Annotated in this window: 22 protein-coding genes; 2 read left to right on the top strand and 20 right to left on the bottom strand. The window is 70.3% G+C overall.

Annotated elements, in window-relative coordinates; translation table 11 throughout:
• Positions 1 to 25 precede the first annotated feature (25 nt).
• Both HUA75_RS16840 and HUA75_RS16835 read right to left on the bottom strand, forming a co-directional pair.
• Complete coding sequence (locus tag HUA75_RS16840) at positions 26 to 1,351, bottom strand: hypothetical protein (RefSeq protein WP_174486968.1); 1,326 nt, start codon at positions 1,349 to 1,351, stop codon at positions 26 to 28.
• Positions 1,348 to 2,628, bottom strand: a complete 1,281-nt coding sequence (locus HUA75_RS16835; protein WP_217446090.1) for a hypothetical protein — start codon at positions 2,626 to 2,628, stop codon at positions 1,348 to 1,350. Before HUA75_RS16835 ends, HUA75_RS16840 begins: the two co-directional genes overlap by 4 nt.
• 247 nt (positions 2,629 to 2,875) lie before the next feature.
• On the opposite strand from HUA75_RS16835, the gene HUA75_RS16830 reads away from it, so the two are divergent.
• Entirely contained in the window at positions 2,876 to 3,697 is an 822-nt protein-coding gene (locus tag HUA75_RS16830) for a hypothetical protein (RefSeq protein ID WP_174486966.1), read from the top strand.
• A gap of 12 nt (positions 3,698 to 3,709) precedes the next feature.
• Here the strand turns inward: HUA75_RS16830 and HUA75_RS16825 are convergent, their stop codons facing one another.
• From HUA75_RS16825 to HUA75_RS16770, 12 genes are read right to left on the bottom strand one after another with little or no spacing between them, the layout of a single operon-like run.
• Positions 3,710 to 4,186 carry a hypothetical protein gene (locus tag HUA75_RS16825; RefSeq protein ID WP_141647004.1) on the bottom strand — a complete coding sequence of 159 codons (477 nt, stop codon included), beginning with the start codon at positions 4,184 to 4,186 and terminating at the stop codon, positions 3,710 to 3,712.
• A 9-nt stretch (positions 4,187 to 4,195) separates the two neighbouring features.
• Positions 4,196 to 5,308, bottom strand: a complete 1,113-nt coding sequence (locus HUA75_RS16820) for a hypothetical protein (protein ID WP_174486965.1) — start codon at positions 5,306 to 5,308, stop codon at positions 4,196 to 4,198.
• Complete coding sequence (locus tag HUA75_RS16815; protein ID WP_174457928.1) at positions 5,308 to 5,823, bottom strand: phage tail protein; 516 nt, start codon at positions 5,821 to 5,823, stop codon at positions 5,308 to 5,310. The genes HUA75_RS16820 and HUA75_RS16815 overlap by 1 nt, the downstream gene beginning before the upstream one ends.
• Positions 5,810 to 8,401 (bottom strand): putative baseplate assembly protein, encoded by a 2,592-nt coding sequence (locus HUA75_RS16810; RefSeq protein ID WP_174486964.1) that lies wholly within the window; start codon positions 8,399 to 8,401, stop codon positions 5,810 to 5,812. The genes HUA75_RS16815 and HUA75_RS16810 overlap by 14 nt, the downstream gene beginning before the upstream one ends.
• Positions 8,398 to 8,826 (bottom strand): GPW/gp25 family protein, encoded by a 429-nt coding sequence (locus tag HUA75_RS16805; protein ID WP_141649480.1) that lies wholly within the window; start codon positions 8,824 to 8,826, stop codon positions 8,398 to 8,400. Before HUA75_RS16805 ends, HUA75_RS16810 begins: the two co-directional genes overlap by 4 nt.
• Positions 8,823 to 9,164 carry a hypothetical protein gene (locus HUA75_RS16800; protein WP_141649479.1) on the bottom strand — a complete coding sequence of 114 codons (342 nt, stop codon included), beginning with the start codon at positions 9,162 to 9,164 and terminating at the stop codon, positions 8,823 to 8,825. Before HUA75_RS16800 ends, HUA75_RS16805 begins: the two co-directional genes overlap by 4 nt.
• Entirely contained in the window at positions 9,165 to 10,682 is a 1,518-nt protein-coding gene (locus HUA75_RS16795; RefSeq protein ID WP_174461077.1) for a phage baseplate assembly protein V, read from the bottom strand.
• Positions 10,679 to 11,428: a LysM peptidoglycan-binding domain-containing protein gene (locus HUA75_RS16790; RefSeq protein WP_141645054.1), complete on the bottom strand. Its 750-nt coding sequence runs from the start codon at positions 11,426 to 11,428 to the stop codon at positions 10,679 to 10,681. The genes HUA75_RS16795 and HUA75_RS16790 overlap by 4 nt, the downstream gene beginning before the upstream one ends.
• Positions 11,428 to 12,771, bottom strand: coding sequence for a hypothetical protein (locus tag HUA75_RS16785; protein WP_174486963.1), 1,344 nt, complete (start codon positions 12,769 to 12,771; stop codon positions 11,428 to 11,430). The genes HUA75_RS16790 and HUA75_RS16785 overlap by 1 nt, the downstream gene beginning before the upstream one ends.
• Positions 12,764 to 13,252 carry a phage tail protein gene (locus HUA75_RS16780; protein WP_141645052.1) on the bottom strand — a complete coding sequence of 163 codons (489 nt, stop codon included), beginning with the start codon at positions 13,250 to 13,252 and terminating at the stop codon, positions 12,764 to 12,766. The genes HUA75_RS16785 and HUA75_RS16780 overlap by 8 nt, the downstream gene beginning before the upstream one ends.
• Positions 13,245 to 14,423, bottom strand: a complete 1,179-nt coding sequence (locus HUA75_RS16775) for a phage tail sheath family protein (protein ID WP_141645051.1) — start codon at positions 14,421 to 14,423, stop codon at positions 13,245 to 13,247. Before HUA75_RS16775 ends, HUA75_RS16780 begins: the two co-directional genes overlap by 8 nt.
• A 1-nt stretch (position 14,424) precedes the next feature.
• On the bottom strand, positions 14,425 to 15,108 hold the full coding sequence (locus HUA75_RS16770; protein ID WP_141645050.1) for a carboxypeptidase-like regulatory domain-containing protein: 684 nt from the start codon (positions 15,106 to 15,108) through the stop codon (positions 14,425 to 14,427).
• A 333-nt stretch (positions 15,109 to 15,441) separates the two neighbouring features.
• Between HUA75_RS16770 and HUA75_RS16765 the strand changes: the two genes are divergently transcribed.
• Positions 15,442 to 17,700 (top strand): CocE/NonD family hydrolase, encoded by a 2,259-nt coding sequence (locus HUA75_RS16765; RefSeq protein ID WP_174486962.1) that lies wholly within the window; start codon positions 15,442 to 15,444, stop codon positions 17,698 to 17,700.
• Positions 17,701 to 17,810: 110 nt separating this feature from the next.
• Here the strand turns inward: HUA75_RS16765 and HUA75_RS16760 are convergent, their stop codons facing one another.
• The 6 genes from HUA75_RS16760 to HUA75_RS16735 form a co-directional block, all read right to left on the bottom strand.
• Positions 17,811 to 18,707, bottom strand: a complete 897-nt coding sequence (locus HUA75_RS16760) for a type VI immunity family protein (protein WP_174486961.1) — start codon at positions 18,705 to 18,707, stop codon at positions 17,811 to 17,813.
• A gap of 11 nt (positions 18,708 to 18,718) precedes the next feature.
• Positions 18,719 to 19,237, bottom strand: coding sequence for an SMI1/KNR4 family protein (locus HUA75_RS16755; RefSeq protein WP_174486960.1), 519 nt, complete (start codon positions 19,235 to 19,237; stop codon positions 18,719 to 18,721).
• Positions 19,225 to 20,139, bottom strand: a complete 915-nt coding sequence (locus HUA75_RS47735; RefSeq protein ID WP_174486959.1) for a DUF4150 domain-containing protein — start codon at positions 20,137 to 20,139, stop codon at positions 19,225 to 19,227. Before HUA75_RS47735 ends, HUA75_RS16755 begins: the two co-directional genes overlap by 13 nt.
• 4 nt (positions 20,140 to 20,143) lie before the next feature.
• Positions 20,144 to 20,872, bottom strand: a complete 729-nt coding sequence (locus HUA75_RS16745) for a beta-ketoacyl synthase N-terminal-like domain-containing protein (protein ID WP_217446089.1) — start codon at positions 20,870 to 20,872, stop codon at positions 20,144 to 20,146.
• A 347-nt stretch (positions 20,873 to 21,219) separates the two neighbouring features.
• A complete protein-coding gene (locus HUA75_RS16740) occupies positions 21,220 to 22,230 on the bottom strand; it encodes a DUF2169 domain-containing protein (protein ID WP_174486957.1) in 1,011 nt (336 codons plus the stop codon).
• Positions 22,231 to 22,462: 232 nt separating this feature from the next.
• The gene (locus tag HUA75_RS16735; RefSeq protein WP_174486956.1) at positions 22,463 to 23,926 is read right to left on the bottom strand and encodes a hypothetical protein; all 1,464 of its coding nucleotides are present in this window, start codon (positions 23,924 to 23,926) and stop codon (positions 22,463 to 22,465) included.
• Positions 23,927 to 24,111: the final 185 nt, after the last annotated feature.

Here is a 24,111-nt window from a genome sequence, read left to right as displayed (position 1 = left end):
CCAGGGTGCCCGGACGTGAGTGCGCTCACGTCCGGGCGCTCTTCGCCTTTCCCGGCGTGACGGCGTCCGGCCAGGAGCGGAGAATCAACTCGGCCGACGACTGCGCGGACCACTCCATCTGCCCCATCAGGACCTGCCGGCCGCGACTGACTCGAAACGGCTTCCACAGCGGAGCCTCCTCCCGCTTCAAGGAGTCCCAGGCCGACCAGCTCAAGCCTCCGGTGGCCGTCACCAGCCGCGTCAGCCAGTCGTCGAACTCCGTGCCGGACAGCCAGCGAAGCTGCTCCAACACCCGACCCACGTCCGCCGCGAGCGTCGACTCCCGCCCCGTCACCGTCGAGAGCACCTGACGACCGGCCCCCTCCGGAATGAAGGACACGCCTCCAGGCCGCAGCACGACCCACCCCGAGCGGGGCGCCACCTCCGCATCCCACAGCGAGGCGGGAAAGACGACCACGTCCGCGAGCCGCACCCCGGAGCGCACCCGCCCCAGCAGCGGAGGCTGGCTGTGCAACTCCAGGAGGGTCGCGAGCGCCTTGGCGTCCGCGAGATGGGCCACCTGGAGCCGGGGCTCCCCCTCCACCTTCAAGTCGTGCGTGGGCCCCAGGTGGACACCTCCAGGCGCGATGGTGGCCAGGGGGACGGAGACGGTCTCTCCGAACGTCGGCATCCACAACAGCCGCCTGCTCGTCATCCAGACGCGACCCGCCCGGGCCCACGCCACGAACAGCGGGGCGACGATGAACGCCACCAGCGCCACCCCCGCCCGACTCCCGTTTCCTCGCAGCAACGCCAGGAGGAGGACATACAAGCCCCAATACAGCAGGGCCATGGAGACCAGCAGCGGAAGCGTCTGTCCCGAGGAGACCGGCGACAACCGGTCCGCCTGGAACAGCAGCACCTCACCGGGCTCGAGCGTCATCGTCGCCCGCTTGCCCACCAACCCGTCCAGCCGCGCCAGCTCCACCTTCAGCACGGGAGGACCGGACACGTGCACCAACCGCGACAGTCGCGCGCGCACCAGCGTCTTGAGCCGCTCCCGGCGCGCCTCCAGCTCGCGCAGCCCCTCCATCACCGGCAGCGTGTCGGACCAGCCCTCCACTCGCGCGCGCCGGCTCGTCCGCTCCAGAGCCTCCTCGACAGTGGCCTCCTCTGCCAGCCACTCCGAGACGAGCGTGGGATGCGCGCGCCACCGACGCTTCCATCCCCGGCCGCGCAGCACCGCCTCCAGGGTGGCCGCTCGCCGGAGCGCCGCCTCAAGCACCTCCGCGCGACCTTCCAACTGGACGCGCACATCTTCGGCGGTGGGCCCTTCCGACGACTCCTTCGCGGTGTGGACGCGCTCGGTCATGACCCGCTGCTCAACTTGGGCTGAACGTCCTCGCTCGAACCCTGGAGGCCCTCACTCCAGGCGTGCACCAATCGGTAGGCGAGCTCCCGCTGCGTCAGCCCCACGTTGCCGACGAGCACCTCCTCGCCCCGGGTGATGTGGACCTCCTGCTCCAGGGGAATGTCCCGAGCCACCCGCGCATCCTGAGACGACCAGGCCGCGCCCCCCGTCGCCACCGTGGCCCGCACGAGGTACGCGTCCAGCTCCGACTCGGGCTGCCAGCACAGGCCATCGAGCACGCACTCCAGCTCGACGCTCGACAGCAACCTCCGGCCGGTCGCGGCATGCAACAGCGCCGCGCCCGCGTCGGGGGCGGGGAGGAAGAAGACGCCACGACCCAGCAACACGGCCTGCCCGGAGCTCCACGTCCCCTTGCGACGCAGCAGCGCCGAAAAGGTCAACAGCTCCACCCGCCGGTCCACCCGGGCCGCTTGCGCCCGGACGCGGGCATCGCGAAACAACTCCAGCAGGACGCGCAGCCTGTCGGCGCTCGCGCCATCGAACCGCGTCAGCCGGATGAAGTGGTCTCCGCGAAGGCTGAGCGCTCCCCCGCCGTCCTCCAGTTGGAGTCCGCCCTCCTCCAGCGAGTCCAGCCGCACGGCCACCGGGGGCTCGTCTCCCGGCGGCATCCACACCACGCGCTCCGGCGTGAGCCAGACGACGCCTGGGGCCTTCATTCGCAGCAGCGTCACCGTCCCCATCAACAACGCGACCAACGCCAGCGTGCCACCGACCAGCGCCACTCCCGTCGAACCGAGGAGCAGCAGCCAGAGAATCCCCACGCCGAGGCCCAGCGCGGCCAGGACGAAGACGAAGGCCACCACGTACTGCGGCGCCCGGCCCACCGAGGCGATGCGCAGCGCGAAGGGCTCCGTCGGCGTCCGCTGGAGGGAGACCTCCTGGGCGCAGACCTCCTTCAGCTCGCGCAGCTTCTCCTCCAGCGACAGGGACTCCGTCACGAGGCCCCGGGTCAGCAGCGCGTCGCGCACGCGCATCGTCAGTCGCTCGCGGACCTCGCGCACCCGACTCGCGGTCTTCGGAATGGACGAGCCCTCCGGCCATCCCTCCTGCTCACCGCGCCGCTCGGTGCGCTCCAGCGCTTCCAGCAACGTGGGCTCCACCTCCAGGACGTCCTGAATCAGCGAGGGCTCGTCCTGCAACGTCCGCCGCCAGCCGCGCGAATCCAGGGTCCTGTCGAGCATGCGGTAGCGGCGGAGGGCGGACTCAATCAGTTCCACGCGCCCTTCCAGGCGGCGGCGCAGGTCCCCCTCCGACGGTCGCGACTCGGGCACCACGGCACCGGTTCGGTTGCGTTCGGACATTGCCCTCGCAGCATATCCGGTCGGGCCCTCCCTCTGGGAGCAGAGCCCGTGAGCCCCAGGACAGTCCCGACGACGGCACGAGGGAATCCCCTTCCACCATGCCTAGGCTCGCGCTCACGCGCCGCTGGGGGCGCGCCTTGCCGGGGGGCGCGGCATGGACCGCATGCGAAGACCCTTCCTCATCGCCGCGCTGGCGCTGCTGGCGCTCTGTGTGCTCGTGGAGGTGGGCTCGCCCATCCTGCTGCCCCAGAAGTCACCGGACTGCTCGGTGCTGAGTGGCACGAAGCCCTGCGCGCCCCTGCCTCCGGGCTTCCCCGAGGACTGCCGCCCCCTGCACGCCGCGATTTGCGAGGGCGAGGACGTGGACCCCTCCGACGTGGTGCGCACGCAGAAGGAGAACCCGCCCACGCCGGGCCTGGGCATTCCCTACCTCGCCCTGGTGGATGCGCTGCTGCTGCTCACGCTCGGGTTGATGGGCGCGAGCCTCATCATCCCCGAGCGCGTCCATGGGCGCGTGCAGGGACTGGCGACGCTCATCGGCTCCATCGTCGCGCTGCTCACCGGCTTTGGCCTGCTCATGGCCGCCATCGCACTGACGCTGACGATGATAACGCTCGTCGCGTCGGTGCCCTTCGGCACGCTGGCCTATCTGGCCGTGTGGGGCTTCTTCAACCGGGGAGGCGCGGCCGGCACGCTGGGGTTCTTGATGTTCCTCAAGCTCGCCGCGGGCGTGTGCCTGGTGCTCGCGCACCAGCGCTTCCTCCAGAACAAGGGCCTGGTGCTGCTCTACCTCACGTCGCTCCTGGCCAACGCCGTGGTGTCCCTCCTCCACGGACTGGTGCCCGGCATCCTCGTCAGCATCACCGACGCGGTAAGCGCCATCATCGTCGCCATCCTCGGCCTCATCTGGGCCGTGCTGCTGCTGGTGGGCGCGCTGGTGTCCATCCTCAAGGTGCTGCGCCTCAAGCGCGCCGCTCCGGCCTGAGGCCGCGCTTGCTCACCGCAGTCCCAGCTCGCAGATGGGGCGCTGCGGAGGGGCCGACAGACACGTCACCTCCAGGTCCGCGCCCTCCTTCGCCACGTCCAGCTTCTTCGCCTCCTTCAGCGGGTCGAACTTCGCCGGCACCGACGGCTTGCCCCTCGACGCCAGCGACACCCGGACCACGGAGAGGGGGCGGGGCACCACCTCCAGCGAGCGCATCCGCGTGTCGGACGCCTTCACGTCCACCCGGCAGGAGCCCCCACTCGGAAGGACGAGCACCCCCTCCTGGAAGGCACACGTCGCGGCCAGCTCCGTGGCATCCACCGGCTCGGGCTTGATGAACCGCTCCCGGAGCTCCTGGGCGGACTGCGTGGGACTCTCGCGACGGGAGGACTCATCCTTCGCCCCCAGGCCCACGCCCAGGACATAGAGCGCGACGATGGCGACGATGGCCAGGATGAGCACGACATGGAGGGGCTTGAGTTCGGGCATGGCGCGGCGCTACCGGATGCCCTCTTCCCGCCGACGCATCTCCAGTTGAATACGCTGTTGCTCCTGCATCTGTTCCATGATTTCCGACTTGCGAGGGGAGACCTGGAGCATCTCCTGGTTGAGCACCGTCGCCCGGACGTTGACGCACTGGCCATTGCTGCAGACAGTGAAGTCGGGGCACGGGCCCGGACATTGGAAGCCCAGCGGGGCGACCTGACACGTCCCCGCGCAGAAGCCGGAGAGGCAGACCTCGTTGGACCGGCAGGGCTGTCCATCCGAGAGCTGGCAGAGCTTCGTGGGGCCACACTGCGCCGGCTGGCGACAGTCCGCGTTGCTCTCGCAGCGCCCGTCGTCCCGGCTGCATTTCCCGTCGGCGCGGCAGTAGAAGCTGGAGCAGTCACTGTCGCGCTCGCAGTCCTGCAGGGACTCCAGCAGGCACAGCCGCGAGCCGGGCACCTCCGTGCACTTCAGCGGCCCCGGGCAGTCGCGCTGACTCGCGCACGTCTGCCCCAGTGCCAGCTGGCACTCGCCCCTCCTGTTGCAGAAGCCGGTGGAGCACATCGCGCCGCCGTCACACGCCTCGCCCGCGGACACCAGGCACGAGCCGCCATCCGGGTCCGTACACGTGAGCCCCTTGTCACAGTCCCCCCCCGGGCAGGGCTGGCCCAGTTCGGCGCCCCCACTCGACGAGATGATGCCAATCACCGTCCCGATGATGAGGATGACGCCCGCCGCCAGCGCGACCCACATCCAGGGGAAGGGCTTCTTGGGCGGCGGCGCGGCCACGACTTCAAAGGCCGTGGCGGGCCCTTCCGCGTAGCGCTCGTCCGGGTTCGTCACGTCCACCACGAGCAGGTGGAAGGTGAAGCGTCCCGGCGGTGTTCCCGGTGGGACGCGAAGCTGCACGCTGAGCTGCTGCGTGCCGTCCGGCGCGAAGTCCCGCTCGTCGCCTCCGGAGATGGTGGCCCACTCCGCCTTCGCGCCGGGGCCCGGGACGATGGAGGCCCGGGCTCGGACGGGGGCACGCAGCGCGTTGGACACCGTGTAGGCCACCTCCCCTTGTCCCGTCGCATTCAGACGGACGGTGTCCGTCACGGCGGTGATGTCAAAGGCGCGGGGCATCAACTGGCTCCTTGAGGCGGCTGCGCGAAACGCAGCTCATAGGTGACGTATGCGGGCTTCTCCCGCTCGATGATTCGCTCCAGCAGCAGCCGGTGGGAGGACACCGCCGAGGGCGCGAGCACCAGGACGTGAAAGGGCCGCGGCCTGCCGTCCTCGCCGGGCACCGCGTCGTCCACCTGGAAGTCGGTGCGGCCGGTGGCCGTGGTGAGGAACAACCGCAGGCCGCGCGCGGTGCCGCGCCAGCGCGATATCTCCACCGCCTGCGCCACCAGCTCTCGCAGCCGCCCCAGGCCCGTGGACACGGGCAGGTCCATGCCCACCCAACGCGCCAGGAAGGGCACGAAGCGGTCCGGCGCCCGGCGCGGGTCGAAGTGGGATTCCAGCCCGGCGAGCACGTCCTCGCTGGGCGCATGCAACGCGTCCATCACCGCCAGCAGCGCGGTGAGCGGAGAACCCGGCAGCACGGTGCGCTGGAAGACGCCCGGCAACAGCCGCTGGATGTCAGGGCTCCGCATCGTCCGTCACCACTTCCAGCGTGTGCGCGCCGGAGCTGAGGAGCCACGTGGGCGGCAGCGTCACCTTCTCGGTGAACTCGCGCGTGGAGACGGGCTCATAGCGCTCGCTGCCTCGGGGGCGACGGAAGACGCCGTCCGGTCCTCCCGCGAGCACCGGGGCGCCCGTGGGCGAGGACGCCAACGCGGACACGGGCTGGAACAGGCGCTCCGCCTCGCGCAGCGGCAGGCCACAGCCCACATCGGGACGCCGCCAGGAGGCACCGGGGCGGCTCGAGTCCACCCACAGCACGCCCACGCGGTGGCTGCCCGCGTACACGGTGGAGCCGCTGAACGCGAGCGCCAGACAACTGCCGCCATCCCAGTTCCTGTCGAACGGACGCCAGCCGTCCGGCGGGTCCGCGCTGCCCATCAACTCCCAGCACAGCGCGCCCCTGCCCGGGTCCGCGCCACTGGCCGCGGCGAGGCCCGCCCAGAGGAAGGAGCGAGGCCCGTCCTTCTGGACCTCCAGCACGCGCACGTCCTGGCCCTTGGGGCCGATGGGACGGAAGGTGCCTCCGCGTCCACCGCCGCTCGACAGGAAGACGCCCCGCGTGCCCATGGCCGCCACCGCGACATTCACCGCGCCGCGCACATCCGTCGTCGCGGCCACCGCGTAGAAGCCCAGGTCCTGATTGGCGGGGTCCACCAGCACCTGGATGGGCGTGGCGCCCGGACGCGACACCAGCTCGAACAGGCCCACGCGCGTGGCCAGGAGCAGCACCGGCACACCGTCGCGCTCCGCCCACGTCAGGTCCTCCACCGCGTCCAGCGTGTGCGTGGTGTCGTCCCACGTCTCGCCGCAGTCGTAGGACAGGTGGATGCGGGAGCGCTTCGAGTCCGCAGCCAGCCGCGCGCACACGGCGACGAGGCCCGCGCGCTGGGGATGCGCCTCCACCGCGTCCACGTCCTCGCCGGGGAACAGGCCCGCCCGCTCCCAGCCGTCCGCGTCGTTCACCGTGCGGAACAGCGTCTCGCCGCCGCCCGCGTAGAAGGTGCCCGGCTGGAAGCTGTCGGCGGCCAGGGTGCGCACCTCGCGGGGCACCTCGTCCACCAGCAGCCGCACCTTGTCGAGGTAGCTGACGCCCGGCTCCGCCAGGAGCGCGTCGTAGACATGCGAGGCCCGCAGCGCCTGGCCGAAGCGCCACCCCTCCGGCTGGAGTCCCGAGGGCAGCGGCGTGAGCACCTGATGGAGCCGCTCGGTGAGCCGCGCGCGCAGCGCCGCCGTGTCCTCCTCGCGGTGCGCCACCACGCGCGCCTGCACCCGCACCGTCTTGTAGCGCGCCCACTCCACATGGCAGGTGGTGCCCAGCGGACGGCGCAGGTCCAGCTCCGCGTGGATGCGCGCGCGGGCCTCCTCCGTCTCGTGCTCGCGCAGCGCCGCCTCCGTGATTCCCTCGCCCGACGCGCCTCGCACCTCCGGCGGAAGGTGCGGCACCAGCAACACCTCCACCGTGCCCGCGGGGGCGTGGGACCACAGCTGCGCCAGGGTGACGGCCTTGGCGCGCGCCACCGCGCCGGAGCTGCGCAGCGCCAAGAGCTCGAAGTCTCCCGCGGTGACGGCGCGCCGCAGCGAGTGCAGCTCCTGGGGCCCGCGCAGGAGCGCGTTCTCCAGCGTCTCCGCCACGCGGCCTCCCGTCGCGGGCCGGGGGTTGGTGACCTTCAAGCCTGGGATGGGCGCCTTGAGCACCTCCAGCGTCCCCGCCGCCACGTTGCCCGCGGCGCCTCCGCCGCGCCGGTACCAGAGGCGAATCTCCCGCCCCACCCCCGGCACCGCCGCCAGCGTGCGCGGCTCGTCCAGCGCCCCCGTCTCGTTCGCCAGGCGCACCGAGGACGCGAAGGTGATGGTGCCCGTCATCCGGTCCGCCACGTACGCGGGCTCGTTCGAGTCCAGCGCCGCGAAGTTCTCCACCTCGCGCCAGATGCGGTAGGTGCGGCCGTCGTGGCGTCGGGCCGGCGCGCGCGCATCCAATTCCCCGGGCCCCGCCTCCACTCCCACGACGAGGTCCAGCGAGTCCCCGGTGGGCGCGACGATGGGGGGACGCTTCGCCTGCACGGTGAGGCCCGGCAGGCCCGTGCCCACGCCCACCAGCTCCCCGTCCACCGGGTCGCAGTGATACGCGAGCACCTCCACCTGCGTGTCCCCTGGCGCAATCGTCACCGCGTCCGCCGTGTGGAACACGACGGGCTCCACGCCCGCGCCGGCGCGCGACAGGGTGACGGGCGTGTTGCGAGGAATCTCCGTCGGTCGCTCGGAGGCGCGGGACAGCGAGAAGCGCAGACGCACCGACGCGGCGGCGGGCGGCTGGAGGCGCACGCCGAGCAGCCGGAGGAACTCCACGTAGGCCTTCTCCGGCAGCCGGTTGAGCCGGTAGAGCATCGTCTCGGTGAGGTGAGAGAACACCTCCACCAGCACCATGCCCGGGTCGTGCGGCGTGAGGTCCGTCCACTCCGGACACAGGGCGAGGATGCGTGAGCGCGCCTGCTCCACGAGCTGGGAGAAGCTCCGGTCGTCGAGCCGGGGTGTCGGCAACGACGTCATGTCGGGCCTCCCGCGAGCGAGTAGGGATAGGCCAGCCGCTCCGTGCGGCCGGTGGAGCGCACGCGGTACTCGACGGACACGTCCAGTCGGAAGCCGTCCTCCGCGCTCCGGGTGGCGTCCAGGTGGAGCACCTGGATGCGCGGCTCCCAGCGGTCCAGGGCGCGGCGCACGTAGTGGATGGCGAGCCCCGCGGTGGTGTCGTCGTTGTTGGCGAAGAGCAGCTTGTGCAACTCACAGCCGTAGTCCGGGCGCATGACGCGCTCGCCGGGCACCGTGGTGAGCAGGAGCAGCACGGCCTGACGGATGGCGGCGTGCTCCTCCACCATCTCCACGCGGCCCGTGGGAGCCACGCGCAGGCCGGACTTCTCCGCCATCTCGAAGTCCGGGTGCGCGAAGCGCCAGGTGCGGAAGCGGGGGGCGCTCATCGCTCCTCCGTCACCAGCATCTGGCCGGGCGCGTTGACCTTGTACTTCACGATGCCGGGCGGCGTGCCGTCCGTCAGCCCCGTCAGCGTGTCCAGGCACACGGGCTTGCCGTCGATGGTGACCAGCGTGGAGTACCCCTGCTGCACCTTCAACGTGGTGGTGCAGGGTTTGATGGTGGGGCCGATGTTGGGACACCCGCCGATGGGACGCCCCTCCGGGTCCGCGCGCACGAGCAGCGGCCGGCGCTCCACCGTCACCCAGGGCTGCGAGTTCACGAGCCCCACGCGCCCCAGCTCATGGGCACACACCACCAGCGCGTCCACGGTCAGCAGCCGCATTCAGCCTCTCCGGAAGTCAATGGACCGTCCACGGATGACCACGTCCTGGCCCGGCGCCTCGAGCTCCATCGCCACCTTCGAGTGCAACCGCACCCCCTTCGGTGACAGCTCCAGGTAGCTGCCGGTGCCATCCTCCAGGCGCAGCGTGCGGCTCTCGTCGTCCAGCTTCAGCCGGTGCCCACCCGTGGTCAGCAGCGTGTAGCGCCGCACCGAGCCGCCCTCGACGCCCGCGTCCGGAGGCCCCCCGCCGCCATACAACCCTCCCACCACCACGCCCCGCGCCGGGTCCTCTCCACCCAGCGCGAGCAGCACCGTGTCCCCCACATCCGGCAGCAGCATCAGCCCCTTGCCGGAGCCGCCGCCCGCCGCCAGCACCTGCATCCAGTCCGTCTCCACGCCCCCATATGAAGGCAACGTCGCCCGCACGCGGCCCCGCCCATCCGGGTCATCCACCCGGCTCACCATGCCCAGCGTCACCGCGGACGCCCGTGCCCGGGGCCTTCGCGCGGGAGGCTCGGAGGACAACTCCGAGACGAAGCCCTGTCTGGCGTCGATGCGGTGCGTGACGCTGGTGAGCACGTAGCGCCCCGCCACCAGCGAGGCCACGCCCGCCACGTCCACGCGCGCGCCGGGCCGCAGCCTCGCGTCGCCCTCGGCAAGGCCGGTGAGCACCACCTCGCGCGCGCCCCGGTGGTCCAGCTCCGCCTGCGCCGCCGACTCGACGTGGGGGATGCCCTCCGCCGCCTCATCCACCAACGAGCGACGCGACTCGCCACCCACGCGCTCCGGCGAGACTCCCGCCTCCACGTCCCGTCCCACCCGGGGCACGTCCGCGCGACCCGCGTGGGCCTCCGCGCGCAGCACGTCCCAGCCCTCGGCGGACACCTCGCGACAGGCCGCGTCGCCATTGACCTCGATGGAGGCCTCCAGCAGCGACTCGCCCAACCGCAGCGACACGGGCGTGCCCTCACCCTCCAGCGTCACCAGTCGCAGCGTGTCGCCGTGGAGGATGGGGAACAGCCCGCAGCGGTCCGCGTACTCCACCAGCAGCTCCAAGTCGGACTGGCCATGCTGGATGAGGTAGCGCCACAGCGGCCCGGAGGACGCGGCCTTCACGGAGAGCCCCAATCCGGAGACGAGCTCTTTCGCCAGGTCCTCCAGCGTCACCTGGACATGCGCGCGCACCGGCTGCCGTTTGCGCAGGCGGTGCAGGACGTCATAGCCGCGCACCCGCACCTCGCGCGCGCCGCCTCGCGCATGCGAGAACTCGACGGCCGTCACCTCCCCCAGGAAGAGGTCCTCCAACGACGACGAGGCCGCGACGCGCAGCGAGGTCCCCGGAGGAAGACCGGAGGTCGCCAGGACGCCGCGCGGGTCGGTGAAGGTCAGCTCGCACTGCGTGGGCAGCGCCAGTCGCTGCGACACCTGGATGGACGCGAGCGAGCGCAAATCCCCCGTCGGCAGCGGCGCGCCGTCCACCTCGATGCGCAGCTCGGGCAACCCTCGCAGCTGGCTCACATCACCCTCCGGAGCGCTTCGGGCGTGGGCAGGCGCAGCACCTGTCCGGCGGGAATGCGCGAGGGGTCTGAGATGCCGTTGAGCGCGGCGATGAGGCGCCACATCGACGGGTCGCCGTAGCGCTGGTGCGCGATTTCATCCAGGCGCTGCCCGGAGGCCGGCATGCCGTCGTCCCCCTCTTCGGTCCCGAGCACCGTGTGGGCCTCGTAGTCCTCCGGCGTCAGGGCGGCTTCCACGGCGTCCGCGTCTGGCGGCTCGCCGCGCTCCACCGGCTCCCTGAGGCCCGTCTCGTCCTCCACGCGCACCAGGCGCAGGCGCAGCCACGAGCGACGCGGCGCCCCCGTCGCAGTGAAGTGCTCCAGTCGCTCCGCGACGGCGGCCACCACGCCCAGGAAGTTGAGCCGCTTGCCCCACACCATGCGCGCCAGCGAGGGACGCATGCCGCCATCTTCTCGCAGGCCGTTCTCCGCCAGGCGCCACAAAGGCTCGGTGAGCTCCCGCACGTCCTCCGTCTCCAGGGTGGAGCCGGAGAGCGAGACATCGAAGAGCAGGTCCAACGTCATCTCGGTGGTGCCGCCACCAGTGAAGAGCAGCGGGTCGTCTCCGGGCCCACCCCACGGCAGCGAGCCTCCCAGCGCGCGCCTCGGGCGCAGCCCCGCCTCTCGACGCACGACGAGCGTCTCCGGGTTGAGCAGACACCCGATGCGCTCACCGCCGGGCTCGATGAGGAAGGCCACGCGCTCCATCACTCACCCCGCTGCTCGCGCTCGAGCCGGCGCAGCCGCGTCCAGAGCCGAAGTTCCTGGGCGACGTCCGGAGACTCCGGGGCCAGGGCGGACGGAAGCTCCGGCCAGGAAGCCGGGTCGGCCGTGGCCGATTCCTCGGGCGCACCCGGTGGCTCCTCCCTCACGGGGGTGGCGAAGCGCGCCGTCGAAGCCTCCTCCTGCTCCCGTGCGCTCGCGCCGCGCCTCCCATCCTCCTCGGCCTCCGTCCAGGTGCGGGGAGCGAACGGGGGCGTGCGCTCCAGCGACACGTCCCGCTGCACCGCCGGGCGCGCCTCCTCCTGGAGTTCGGCCTGACGTCGACGTGGCCCCCACGGCTCGCCGGTGAACCGGGGCGTTGCGCGCCGAGGCGCCGGGGGCGCCGCCTTCACGGGGACGCCTTGCAGCCCCAGCGCCTGGGACGCGGAGATGCCTTGGGGATATCCCGAAGCGCACAGGTTCCGCTCGCGGTCCTCTTCCCGCAGGGGCGGCACGCACACCTCCGAAGGCGACGCGGGAGTGGAGGCCACCATCACCGGGTTGGCGAAGGCCGGCCCTCCATGCATCAACGACGGGGTGGGGGTGATGGCCACCTCGGCCAGGAGCCGCCCCGCGTCCATGGGAACGGGCGTCGGAGGCGATGGCGCAGCGAAGGGATTCGGCATCGACAGGGGCGACACCTTCGAGGCGTGTCGAGGCGCCTCGCGAGGAACACCCACGGGCCCCTGCCGCCCGGAAGTCTCGGAGCCCCCTTCACCGCGCGCCGACGCGAAGGGCCCCCGCTCCGAGGGCGCTTGCGTGGCGGGACGGTGCGCGACCCGCTCGGGGCCGGCTGACGGACGCGCGGCGTCGCGTCTGGGCGGAGGAGCCGATGACGGAGCATTCGTTGAGGCAGGCGCGGCGCTCGACGATGCCGAGAGCAACATCCGCGCGCGGAACGAGAGGTGGGCGTCACTCACCGGCAGCGGTGCCTCCGCTTCCGGAAGCCCCTCGACGAGATGGGGCGCGACCTTCCGCACCCGGGCCACCCAGTCGGCGGGAGGCCCCCCGGTGCGCCGCGCCTGGATATCGCGGAGCCAGTGCTCCGGAGCCCCCAGCCCCACCGCGGGCGCCGTCACGGTGACGGGCGCGGCGGGGGCACGGGCAACCTCGGCGCCGTCCGGGCTCGCGTCGGGACGCGGGGCGTCCAGCGACACGCGCGCCTGGGCGAGCGCCGCGGCGAAGTCGCTCTCCTCCTCGGAGAGCACGGACTCCGCCCACGCCTTCATCTTCCGAGCGACGGCGCGCAGCCACGCGCCGGGCACGGGTCTGCGCGTGGGCTCAGCCACGGGTGATGGACTCGAAGACGAGGGTGAGTGAGTCGATGGCGATCTGCTGGCCGAGCGCATCCAGCGGCGCCGCCCGCCACTTCTTCGGCCACGCCTCGTTGAGGTTCCAGCGCAGCTTCTCCGTCACCCCATCCATGTCCAGGAGCAGGACCGACACGTTCTTGCGCTGGGGCACGCCGTTCATCGACGCGAGGAACCAGTTCCACAGCTCGGGCGACACGGTGACGCCGTAGCGCAGCGTCATGTCTCCGTGCGTGACGGGCCCCGCCAGCCTGCGCGTCACCGGGCCCGCTCCGCCCTCGCGGTAGTGCAGCGCGGTGACTTCGACCTCCAGCCCGGTGCACTGGGTGAAGTGTCCTTCGTTCACGCCGTCGATGAGCAGCTTGAAGTTGTACGCACGGAACGGGTCCGCGAGCGCGCCGGGCTGGGCGCCCGCTTCCTGCTCCGGGGGGGCCGCCTCGGGAGCCTTGGCCTCAGCCATTCGACACCTCCTCCACTTCCGCCCCGCCCGCGTGCTGGCCGATGCGGAAGATGATGAACTCCGCCGGCTTCACCGGCGCCAGACCGATGACCGCGATGACCTGGCCGGCGTCGATGGTCTCCTGCGTGTTCGTCTGTTCGTCGCACTGCACGAAGAACGCCTCTTCCTTGGTGCGTCCCATCAGCGCGCCGTCGCGCCACAGGCGCAGCAGGAAGGCGCTCACGTCGCGGTGGATGGACTTCCACAGCGTGGGGTCATTCGGCTCGAACACCGTCCAGTTGGTGCCCAGGGCGATGGACTCCTCCACGAAGTTGAAGAGCCGGCGCACGTTGACGTAGCGCCACTCGCTGGCGGCGTCCGCCACCGTGCGCGCGCCCCACACGCGGATGCCGCCGCGCGGGAAGTAGCGGATGCAGTTGACGCCCACCTGGTTGAGCTCGCCCTGCTCCTCCGGCGTCACGTCGCGCACCAGCCGCATGGCGCCGCGCACCACCTCATTGGCGGGGGCCTTGTGCACGCCTCGCGTGACGTCCGTGCGTGCGTAGATGCCCGCGATGTGCCCGGAGGGCGGCACGTTGACCATGGCCTTGCCGTCGCCGAGCGGGTCCGGCGTGGAGAACCACGGGTAGTAGAAGGCGCCGTAGCCCTGGTCGGAGAAGCGGCAGCGCAGGCCGGGCCCTTCCGCGCCGGTGGAGACCTTGGTGAGCCGCTCCACCTCCTCCACGTCCTCGGGCGCGTCCAGGATGGCGATGCGGTCCCGCATCTTCTCGCAGTGGGACAAGAGCGCGTCCCAGGCCGCCGCGTCCGTGAAGCCGGGCGCGGCCACCATGGCCACCTCGCTGACCTCTTCCAGCACCGCCACGCCCTGACGCTTGCGCGCGTCGCCGATGACGCTCTCGCTGTCGCCGATGTTGACGATGAAGCAGCGCCGGCCGCCGTTCTCGAAGAAGCCGTACACGGCGCGGGCCAGGGAGGTGCCCGGAGAGCCGGGGGGCGCGAACTCCTTCACGAACTGCGCCCAGCCATTGACGGGCACCGCCTCATGGAGCCGAGCATCCCTGGCGGGCGCCCGGCCAACGAAGGCCGCGGTGGTGGTGCCCACGCCCTGGATGGAGCGTGTCCCACTGGGAACCTCCTCCACATAGACGCCGGGCGTCAGGTAGTTCGGCACGTCAGTCCTCCTTCAGCGGCAAGCGAATGAGCAGCGGTTGGGGCTCGGAGGCGAGCGCCTCCGGACCCAGCGCGAGCAACTCCCCCTTCGCTCGCACCTCCAGCCGCCCCAGCGTGGCCACTGGCGGCACGCGGGGAAAACGAAAGCAGCCCTTGTCGTCCGTGCGCGTGGCCAGACTCAGCCCGGGCAATTCCACCAGCGCTCCCGGAATGGGCACGTCACCGGGACCGACGACACAGCCCAGCAGCGCCTCGGCGGGCACCGCCTGGGTGACGATGGGGAAGCGCACCCGGTGGACCACGGGTTGCGGACGCTCGCGTCGCACGGGCAGGCGCAGCCGGAAGCCGGGACGCGGGGGGATGCGCAGCCCCGCCCAGACGCTGGCGGGCACGGGGGTGAGGTCCACCTCGAACTCGGCTTCCTCCATGGCCGCGAAGACCAGCTCCCCGAGGAGCCGGTGGGCGAGTTCGGGCGACTCGGCGCCCACGGTGACGAGGTAGCAGACGGAAATCTGGAGCGGCACGCGGCGTCCGCCTCTCGCGGGAGGCGCGGGCCCCAGCTCCAAGAGGTACAGGCACACGCCGCGCTCGACGGCGTCGCGGTCCGGTACGCCCAGGTACACGGGTGCGTCGCCGGAGATGCGGCCTGCCCACGACTTCAATCGCAGATCGACTTCGTCGATCATCCGGTCCCCCCCGAAGGTCCTGGGCCGGCGCTCAGCTTCCTGCATCGCCAGTGACGTCCGGGCTCGCAAGGTCGCATCGGCTGCGGGGAACGGTAACTGGTCCGAAGGATGGAGCCGCCGTCGCGGTCCCAACACGCTCGCTCCCACGGCGCGCGCTTCGTCGGACGGAACACACAGCCAACGCGGACTCGTGAACCGAACAGGTGGGCTCCCCGCACACCTCCACCGTGAGAGGCCCCGGTGGACGCTCATGTCCGTGAAGAAATCCACGCATGCGGGGCCACCAGGAGGCGGGGCGGGAGCGTTATCTTCGCGACCCTTCGCCGAGCCTCCATGCACCGACTGTTCTGTCTTCCCCTCCTCCTCCTCGTCACCGTCGCCCAGGCCCAGCCTCGCGACTTCGCCGCTCCCACCTCCGCGGCCCCCGACGTCCTGGCCCAGGCCATGCCCGCGCTCGCGAGGCAGGTGCTGGCGCAGTACCCGGAACAGGACGCCGACACGCGCCTGGGACACGTGTTCCGACTCCAACTCGTGGCGGGAGACTTCGCGGGTGCGCTCGAGTCCATTCGAGCCCTGCGGCCCTTGCGCGAGGTGAAGTCGCCCGTGAAGGGCATCACCTTCCTTCAATACGAGGCCCATGCGCGGGCGAAGCTCGAACAGGCGACCCACGGGACGCCGTATGCACAGGCGCTGAGCACGGCCTTCCAACAGACATTCGGCGCCTTGGATGACCGGGCGGCCTTCCAGGCCACGGGCATGTTCCGGTTCGACCTGGAGCGCGCGCGGAGAGAGCTGGAGGCCGGGGTCGAGGACGCGCGGAAGTCAGGCCGCGTCTCGCTGGCCCAGGCCCTGGACCTGGTGCGGCTGTACCAGGTGCACCAGTCCTTCCAGGAGCTGCTCCCCCAGGCCGAAAACCTGTGGGCCGAGGACGACGCGCGTCGCTACGTCATCGAGCGAGACCTCCTGGTGCGCACGCCGGATGGCGCGTCGGTGTCCGTCATCGTGGCGCGGCCCCGGAAGGGGTCAGGGCCGTTGCCCACGGCGATGTCCTTCACCATCTACGCCCAGGACGACAACGTTCGCGAGGCCGTGCGCTCGGCGGCGAATGGCTTCGCGGGCGTGACGGCGAACACTCGCGGCAAGCGAGGCAGTCCCCAGGCCCCCGTGCCCTTCGAGCACGACGGCGCCGACGCCACCGCCGTCATCGACTGGGTGAGTCGTCAGCCGTGGAGTGATGGTCAGGTCGGCATGTTCGGCGGCAGTTATGAAGGCTTCACCCAGTGGGCGGCGGCGAAGCACGGGCACCCGGCGTTGAAGACCATCATGCCGTCGGTCCCGGTCGCGCCGGGCATCGACGTGCCGATGCAGGGCAACGTCTTCCAGAGTTTCTTCTACAAGTGGCCGCGCTACGTCACGCTCGACAAGGGGCTGGCGGACGCGGACTACTTCGATGGCGCGCGGTGGGACGCGCTCGACGAGCGCTGGTTCGCGAGCGGCGAGCCCTACCGCGCGCTGGAGCGGCTGGATGGCCGTCCCAATCCCTTCTACCAGCGCTGGTTGAAGCACCCGGGCTACGACGCCTTCTGGCGGAAGATGATTCCGTATCGCGAGGAGTTCGCGCGCATCCGCATCCCCGTGCTCACCACCACGGGCTACTACGACGGCTGCTCGCTGAGCGCGATGTACTACCTCACCGAGCACCTCAAGTACGCGAAGGACGCGAACCACACGTTCGTCATCGGACCGTATGACCATGTCGGCGCGCAGCGCGTCTCTAGCGATGAGCTGATGGGCTACCGCATCGACCCCGTCGCCCGGCTCGACGTGATGGAGCTGCGCTACCAGTGGTTGAACCATGTGCTGCGCAAGGGTCCCCGGCCCGAGCGGCTCAAGGACCGCATCAACCACCAGGTGATGGGCACGAACACGTGGAAGCACGCGCCGGGTCTCCAGGCCTTGAGCAATGCCTCGCTGGAGCTGTACCTGGACCCCGCGCCCTCGGGTGACGCGCACCGGCTGGCCCTCAAGCCGCCCGCGCCGGGCACGGTGCTCCGTCAGCGCGTGGACCTGAAGGACCGTTCGGAGGGAAGACACTCCGAGCCCGCGCGCATCGTCGACACCACCGTGGACGCGCGCAACGGTTTCACCTTCGTCAGCGAGCCGCTCGATGCGCCCGTGGAGGTCAGCGGCCTGTTCTCAGGACAGCTCGACTTCATCACCAACAAGAAGGACTTCGACTTCAACGTGGTGCTCTTCGAGCGCACCAAGGGGGGTGAGTACTTCTACCTGTCGTACGTGCTGGCGCGTGCCAGCTACGTCGCGGACCGCGCCCAGCGACGACTGCTCACGCCGGGCAAGCCCCAGCGCCTGACGTTCCAGAGCGGCAGGATGACCAGCCGCAAGCTCGAAGCGGGGAGCCAGGTCGTCATCGTGCTGGCCATCAACAAGCAGGCGCAGTCACAGGTCAACTACGGCACCGGCAAGGACGTCAGCAGCGAGTCCATCGCCGACGCGAAGGTTCCGCTCGACATCACCTGGCTCGGTGGAAGCCGCATCACCCTGCCCCTGTGGCGGGAGCCGCCGGCCCCCTGAGCGTTGACGCTCACGGTGCATGACGCGCGCAATTGGCCGAAGCAGCGCACTGTCACCGCGGCCACTCTGTCCGTGCCGGCGACGGCGCGGTAACCAGGAGTCACGTCCCGTCAGAAGTCGTCGGGGTGCGTGAACCGACGGAACCATTGGAGGGTGCACTCCTCCGTCCACCGGGTGCCACCGAAGCTCGCATGCTCCTGGATTTGAAGGGGCGCGAGCGCACGGGCCAGGGTGACGTATGCCTCCAGGGGCTCCTGCCGGTTCCGGTCACCCAACACCGGGGCATCTCCCAGACAGAAGGCGACCCCGAAGTCCGTCTCCATGAAGAGTGGGTTCCCACGCTTCGCGCTCGCCAGCACGGCGGGCGCGGCCTCCATCAAGCCGTGTCCAATGAGCGTGAGCCAACTCACGCATCCGTACCCGGCCAGGAGGTATCTCACGCTCACATCCAGGTTGTAGGCGTTGACGCCCCAGTAGCGCCGCGCCACCGCATACATCGCATCGAGCGCCGCGGGCGCGCTCGGCCCGGCCTTCCTCGCCTGGAGGAAGTAGCCGCCCCAGCCGGAGTGGAAGGGCACCGCTCTCGCAATCTCCTCCGCCAGCGTCTTCACGAGCGCCGGGGAGACCTGCCAGTCGAACTCGAAGCGATAGAAGCTGGCCCTCCCGGGCTCGCTGTGGGGACGGAAGCCATGGAACATGAACTGCCACGAGTCCCTCGCCCGGCCATCCCAGAAGACATAGCCCCAGTGTTCCTGCGTGCGCAGCGTGGGGAGCAGTACCTGCTCGAAGTGCCGTCGGGCTTCCCTGTTCCACGGGACGAAGTCGCGACCGAGCGCCGTCGAGCGGTAACACCGGATGTGACCCTCGCAGTGCCGCAGATACAAGTCATGGACACGACGCGCCTGGGCGGGGCTCGGCGCCTGGCGCAGATAGAACACGAGCCCCTGCTTGAGCTCGTGGTTGGGCACATCATCCGGCCCCAGCTCGATGAAGGGATTCGTGCCCATGGTCCCTGTCCTCAGTCCCCGGCGAGAAGGGCGCGGTCCTTCTGCTCCTTCTCGAGTTGCTGTTGGAGCTTCGCCAGATAGCCCTTCAGGAACGATTCGAAGTCCGGCCAGCGCTCCTCCTCGCCGGTGTCCGCCAGACGGACGACCTCCAACTCACCCTCCGCGCTCACGTGCCTCGGGTCGAAGGCGAACGCATCATAGGAATCGGTGCCACACGCGAAGATGGAGCGCCAGAGCTCCGGGAAGGGCTCCTTGAATGTCCCCATGTTCATGGCGTCCTTCAGCACCTCCCGCGCGGAGAGCAGCGGCACGTCGAAGTAGAAGTTGCGGATGCCGTCGTGAAGCGTGAGGGCCTGCTCATAGCCGGAGGGGAGCTTGAAGCCCCAGTGCTTCTCGAGCGCTCGCAGTTCGTGCGCTGGAGCGGGCGGTCCCGGAATGGGGCGAGGCAGGTTCTCGTAGAAGGCATTGCGCCGCGTGAGCGTGTCGACAATCTGGTCCAACAGGCTTCGCATCTCGTCTAGTCGCAGCATTCGGTGGCCTTGACCTTCTTGTGCTTGTCCGGGTCGAACCGCTTCATCATGGGCCCCACGGTGACGTTGACCCGAGCGCTGAGCCATTTGAGATTGGCCATGTCCTGCAGGGGACCACCGAAAGCGGCGTCATGCAGGTGGTCAGGATTGAAGTTCCCCGCGCCGCGTCCGCTCGGGCTCGGACGCCGCCCCGCCTTGTTCCATTCCTCGTACGCACACTCGTGGAGGAACTGGCGCTTGATGGCGGCCTCGTCAGGAGGCTTGCGATTGACGGACTCCGCGAACTGGTTCTTGAACGTCGCGAGTCCCGACCTGTACGCAGGGCTCTCGCGGGCGGCAGGGGTCTTGACGACCGCCGAACCCGTGCAGTTCTTGTTGATCTGCTCGAGCTTCGCGCACAACTGCTTCACCATGCAGGGGTCCCAGTCCGAGTCCTCCTGCTTCTGCTTGCAGTCGATGTTCAGATCGAGCACGTCCTCGCCTTCATCCCCGCTGTCCATCTCATCGAGTTCGCCGCCCAGGCAGACGGTGTTCCCGTGATTGCAGGTCATCTTGTCGCTGAGGCGGCAGGCGTTCTTCCCCTCCACCTTCACGTCGAACGAGTAGCTCAGCCACTTCGACTCCTTGCGCAGGGTGCCCGATTTGACGCCTCCCGCGCTCCCGGCCTCGTCACCCGTGCTCTGACTGAATTCGGAGCCCTTCACGGCGAGCATCTTTCCCGCCGCGGTGACTGTCTTGGACCCCTTCGCCAGGTCCGCGGAGCGCGAGATGTTCGGATAGGGGACGGGTACGGGCCCCGCAGGGGACGGGGTCTTGCACACGTCGGGGAGCGTGGCGATGGTCAGTCCCGCCGTGCCCGCGTGAGACTGCACCAGTCCATTGACGATGACGTGGTAGCCCATGCGTTCAACCCTGCCGCTCTGAAGCGGGAAGTTGGAGGAGTGCCGCGCTCCGCTCAGCGCCCTCGGAACGGGCCCACACCACGGCCCGGGGCCCCTTTGCCCAGCGGCGCTGTCCCGAGGCCGCCACCAGATTGACGAGGAGCAGCCCCGAAGCCGCCCCGACGTCCCCCCAGCAGTCCGCCGGGGTCCAGACATCCGTCGCATCGCGGAAGCGGGCGCCCAGCCTCGCCACGGTGAACCCATACTCGTCCGTGCGATGCCGCTGACCGTTCAAGTCGCAAGCCACCTGGTCCACGCGGACCTCGGGCGGAAGCACCTGGAGGATGGTGCGCAGCGCCTGAGTCAGGGCCTCCCCTACACAGACCGAGTCCAGGCCGGAGCCATGGACGTCCTTCACCGACGTGGCCGACAGCACATCCACCTGAGCGGTCAGCTTCGCGCGGCGCAACGCCCGGCCGGAAGCCAGCAGGCAGAACGCGGCGCCCTCTCCGGGGATGAAGCCCCAGCGGTGGAGGGAGGACTTGAGCTGTTCTCGGGCATCGAGCCACTCCAGGGTCTCCGCCTCCAGCCAGCTCTCCACGCCTCCCGCCACGCACCACTCCACCTGCCCCCGGCAGATGGAGGCATGAGCCATCTCCAGCGCCATCAACCCCGCGGCATGCCCCTGCGTGAACGCCTCCACCCGCTGGATTGAACGTGGCGAGGAGAGTCGCCTCGGGAGTTCGCGCATCATCTGGGCCGAGAGGTCCTCGGGGAGCCCGGGACGCGGCGATGGAAGCCCCAGGAAGCAGGGAACGGAATGCCCTGGGAGGACCTTCTGGAGGGGAGCCAGGGTCTCCTCGAGAGCGGGAGCAGCGAGCGCGAGGTATCGCTCTACGCCGGTCAGCGTCTGTGGAAGATATGAGGCTCCGGACAAGACCATGGGCTCGCCCACGCGGTCGCGCAGGTAGGAGTGCTCCCGGAAGCGACAAATGCGAGCCCGAGCCGATGCCGATGTCATGGGCGAGCTGTCGCCAATGGCCGTGCAGGCGCCCGATGCGACAACATGACTTCGAGGTCCGGTGTCCATGTCGCGGTGGCTCACATGAAGGGCTTCTCTCGAATGACGGTGCGCTCGAGCTGATGCTCCCGTCCATGGCACCGCAGGGAGGTGCCCCACACGATGACGACGCGACGAGCATCTGGCTCGAGGATGACGGTGTGCATCCGAGCGCGATGCTCGACATCTTCTCGGCCCAGTCGGGTCCGGAACGTCAGCCACACACGGGGCAGCGTGAAGCGCAGCTCACCGTCTGTCGTCAGGTTCAACAAGGCGACCGGCTCGCCCCCTCTCAAGGGTTCCGCCGTCTGCTGGTCCTCCGGCGCGCACTGTCGGAAGTGGTCGTTGAAGTCGACGGGAAGCAGGGGCTGCCGGTCCTGCTCCCACTTCGAATCGAACGTTCCCGCCAGTTCGCGTCTTGGAGACCAATCCCGCGCGACGGGTCCCACACCCGCGGGCCTGGGGCGGTCCCTCCATGAGCGGATGAGCATGGAAGGCAGCTCGACATTGGGAGCCTGCTGTCCTTCCAGGTGTCGCGCCTCGACGGCGAAGCCCACGCCCACCGGGTTGCGCGACTCCCAGGACGAAGCAGGTCGCGCCGCGGCGGCATCCACGCCCCCGAAGGCTCGCTCATACGTCAGTGGCATCTGGAGGAAGGGCTGCGCTGCTTCCAGCGTCATGCCCAATCTGCTGCGCCAACGTCGATCTCCAAAGACGCGCAGCATCTTGGTGAGGCGCCCGACCCGGAAGCCCACGTCCAGTTCGGTGACCGCGCGTCCTCGTGGAGCGTGGGCGTGTCCATGTAGCAGGACATCGGTCGTGGGCTTGTCATGCTCCAGGTCCGACTCGTGCAGGAGGCTCGACTTGCCCGGCTCCCCCCGGTAGCGAGGCTCCAGACACACCGGCTCCTGATGGGACGCGAGGGGAGTCGAGCCATCCGGCGCTATCTGGAACGTCCCCTTGACGATGACCACCCACGTCTCGGCACCATGGCGGTCGCGCGCGAAGCAGCGCTGCGCGGCATAGGGCGTCTTGTTGGCGAGTACCCACATCGACCGGCCCCCGCGAGAACGGCGCCGTCGATATGGCAACCTACCGACGCGCCCGTCAGGTCATCAGACAGGTGCCCCAGCCGGACACGTCCCTGGAGACGGACTGATCGATTCCCAACCAACCGACGTGGTGACTGCGCCGTCGCAGCCCCCGCCGCACGGCATGGACCTGTTACCGCCTCGGGACTCTCCCCCGAAGGGTCCATTGCCGTGACACTCACCGAGGACGGCGTCAGAGCGCGTGACAGACCTTGGGCTGGAGCGGCGTGGTCAGGAGCACGCCTTCCGGCAAGGCCGTCGCGGCCTTCCACGTCGTCACGTTCGCGGGCAACAGTCGCGCCTCCTTGTCGACCTGGACGATGAGGCCCCCGTCCGGCAGCGGCATCAGCGAGGCGCCACCCGGCCCTTCATGGATTCGCACGCGCTTGTTGTCGCGAGCGACGCGTTCCACGACGTGGCGCAGGATGCTCGTCGGCTCCGGCGTCGAGGCATCGCACCAGGACTCCACGGACGATATCCAGAGCGCGTCACCCACCGTCACGGCCTGGAGGAAGGGGTGCTTCGCCGGCACGGTGTCGTGCGGGATGCTCCGCTGCGTCGACTGCTCGACGAGTTTCCCCCCGTCCCTCATCCAGCCGTCGGGGAACCCGATGAGCACCGAGCCCTCGGAGACCAGTTCACCCTGGGCCGACACGGAGCGCTTGCGATGACCGCTCTCGGTGGCCACGTCACGCCACCCACTGAACTGGGGTTGTGTGGGATTGGTCTGGTCACCGTTCTGGACGCGGAAGGCCCACTTGCCTCGGACTTCACTCCACTGGAGCGCCTGGGGGCCGCGATAGTCCGGAGTGGGGCTCCGCACGGGAGTCATCGGGCTCCCTGTGACGGCGTCACGGACGCTCACCTCCAGGTCCGTGAGCATCGACGTCAGGCCCAACCCCAGTGCCCCTCGGACCAGCAGCACACTCGCGCGGTCGGTCGACAGGCGCGCGGTGATGGCGCCGGGCTCCAGCGGTCCCGCCGGCACGAAGCGGCCCTGCTTGGGCAGATAGACGCCCGCGCGGAGCAACGCGGGAGGCGGCGTCGTGAACGCTCCCGAGTCGTCGCCCTCCTCGCTCCGTGGCGCCGCGGGCTTCCACCACACCACGGGAAGGCCCTGTGTCAGCGCGGTCCGCCAGGAAGCCTCGAGCCGAGGCAGCCGCGCGGCCAACGCCCGTCCCGGCTCGCTGTCACGCAGCGGCGCGAGCCCCGGGTCCGTCGCCCAGAGGGAGACAAAGCGCGGCAGGTCCGCCTGGAGGAGCGCTTCGATGTCCCGTGCCGCCGCGATGAAGTCCTTGCGTCCGACAGCCGCGCGCACGGGCTGCAGCGCCGACTCCGTGTCCTGGAGGGCCTGCGCGGGGTTCACACCGAGCAGCGCCGGGCCCGCTGGGGATGGAGAGGACGGGGCGGCGGATGAGGTCCCCACGGTTGGTGAAGGCACCGCACCCGTGGTCGCTCCGGCAAGCGACGTCCCCACGGTTTGCGGCTGAACCACTGGCGCCGACGTGGACGGCGCGGTGCCAGGCGTCGCCACCGAGGTCCGCTGCTGAAGCCCTGGCGTCGTCGAGGACGATTCCGCGGCGACCGCCTGCCGACAGGCACCGGTCAGCAGCGGCAACACCGCCACCATCGACCCCAGCGCCAGACGCAACGCCATGCCCTCCCACAGACGACCCGCCCCTCGCGAAACCACACTCACCCGACGCCCCATGGACGACCTCCCTCGACTCCAGAGCGACTCGGGATTGCGCCGGGCTTCCGGCACGGAACCACCCGCCGTGACGGACCCCGCTCGGGGCGTTGTCGTTCCTGGCTCGCGCTCATGGGAACCATCTTGTCACC

This window comes from Myxococcus sp. CA040A (assembly GCF_013336725.1).
GTDB lineage: Bacteria > Myxococcota > Myxococcia > Myxococcales > Myxococcaceae > Myxococcus > Myxococcus llanfairpwllgwyngyllgogerychwyrndrobwllllantysiliogogogochensis.
Note: the sequence above shows the minus strand (reverse complement) of the source record. Positions and strands in the feature narration are given on the sequence as shown.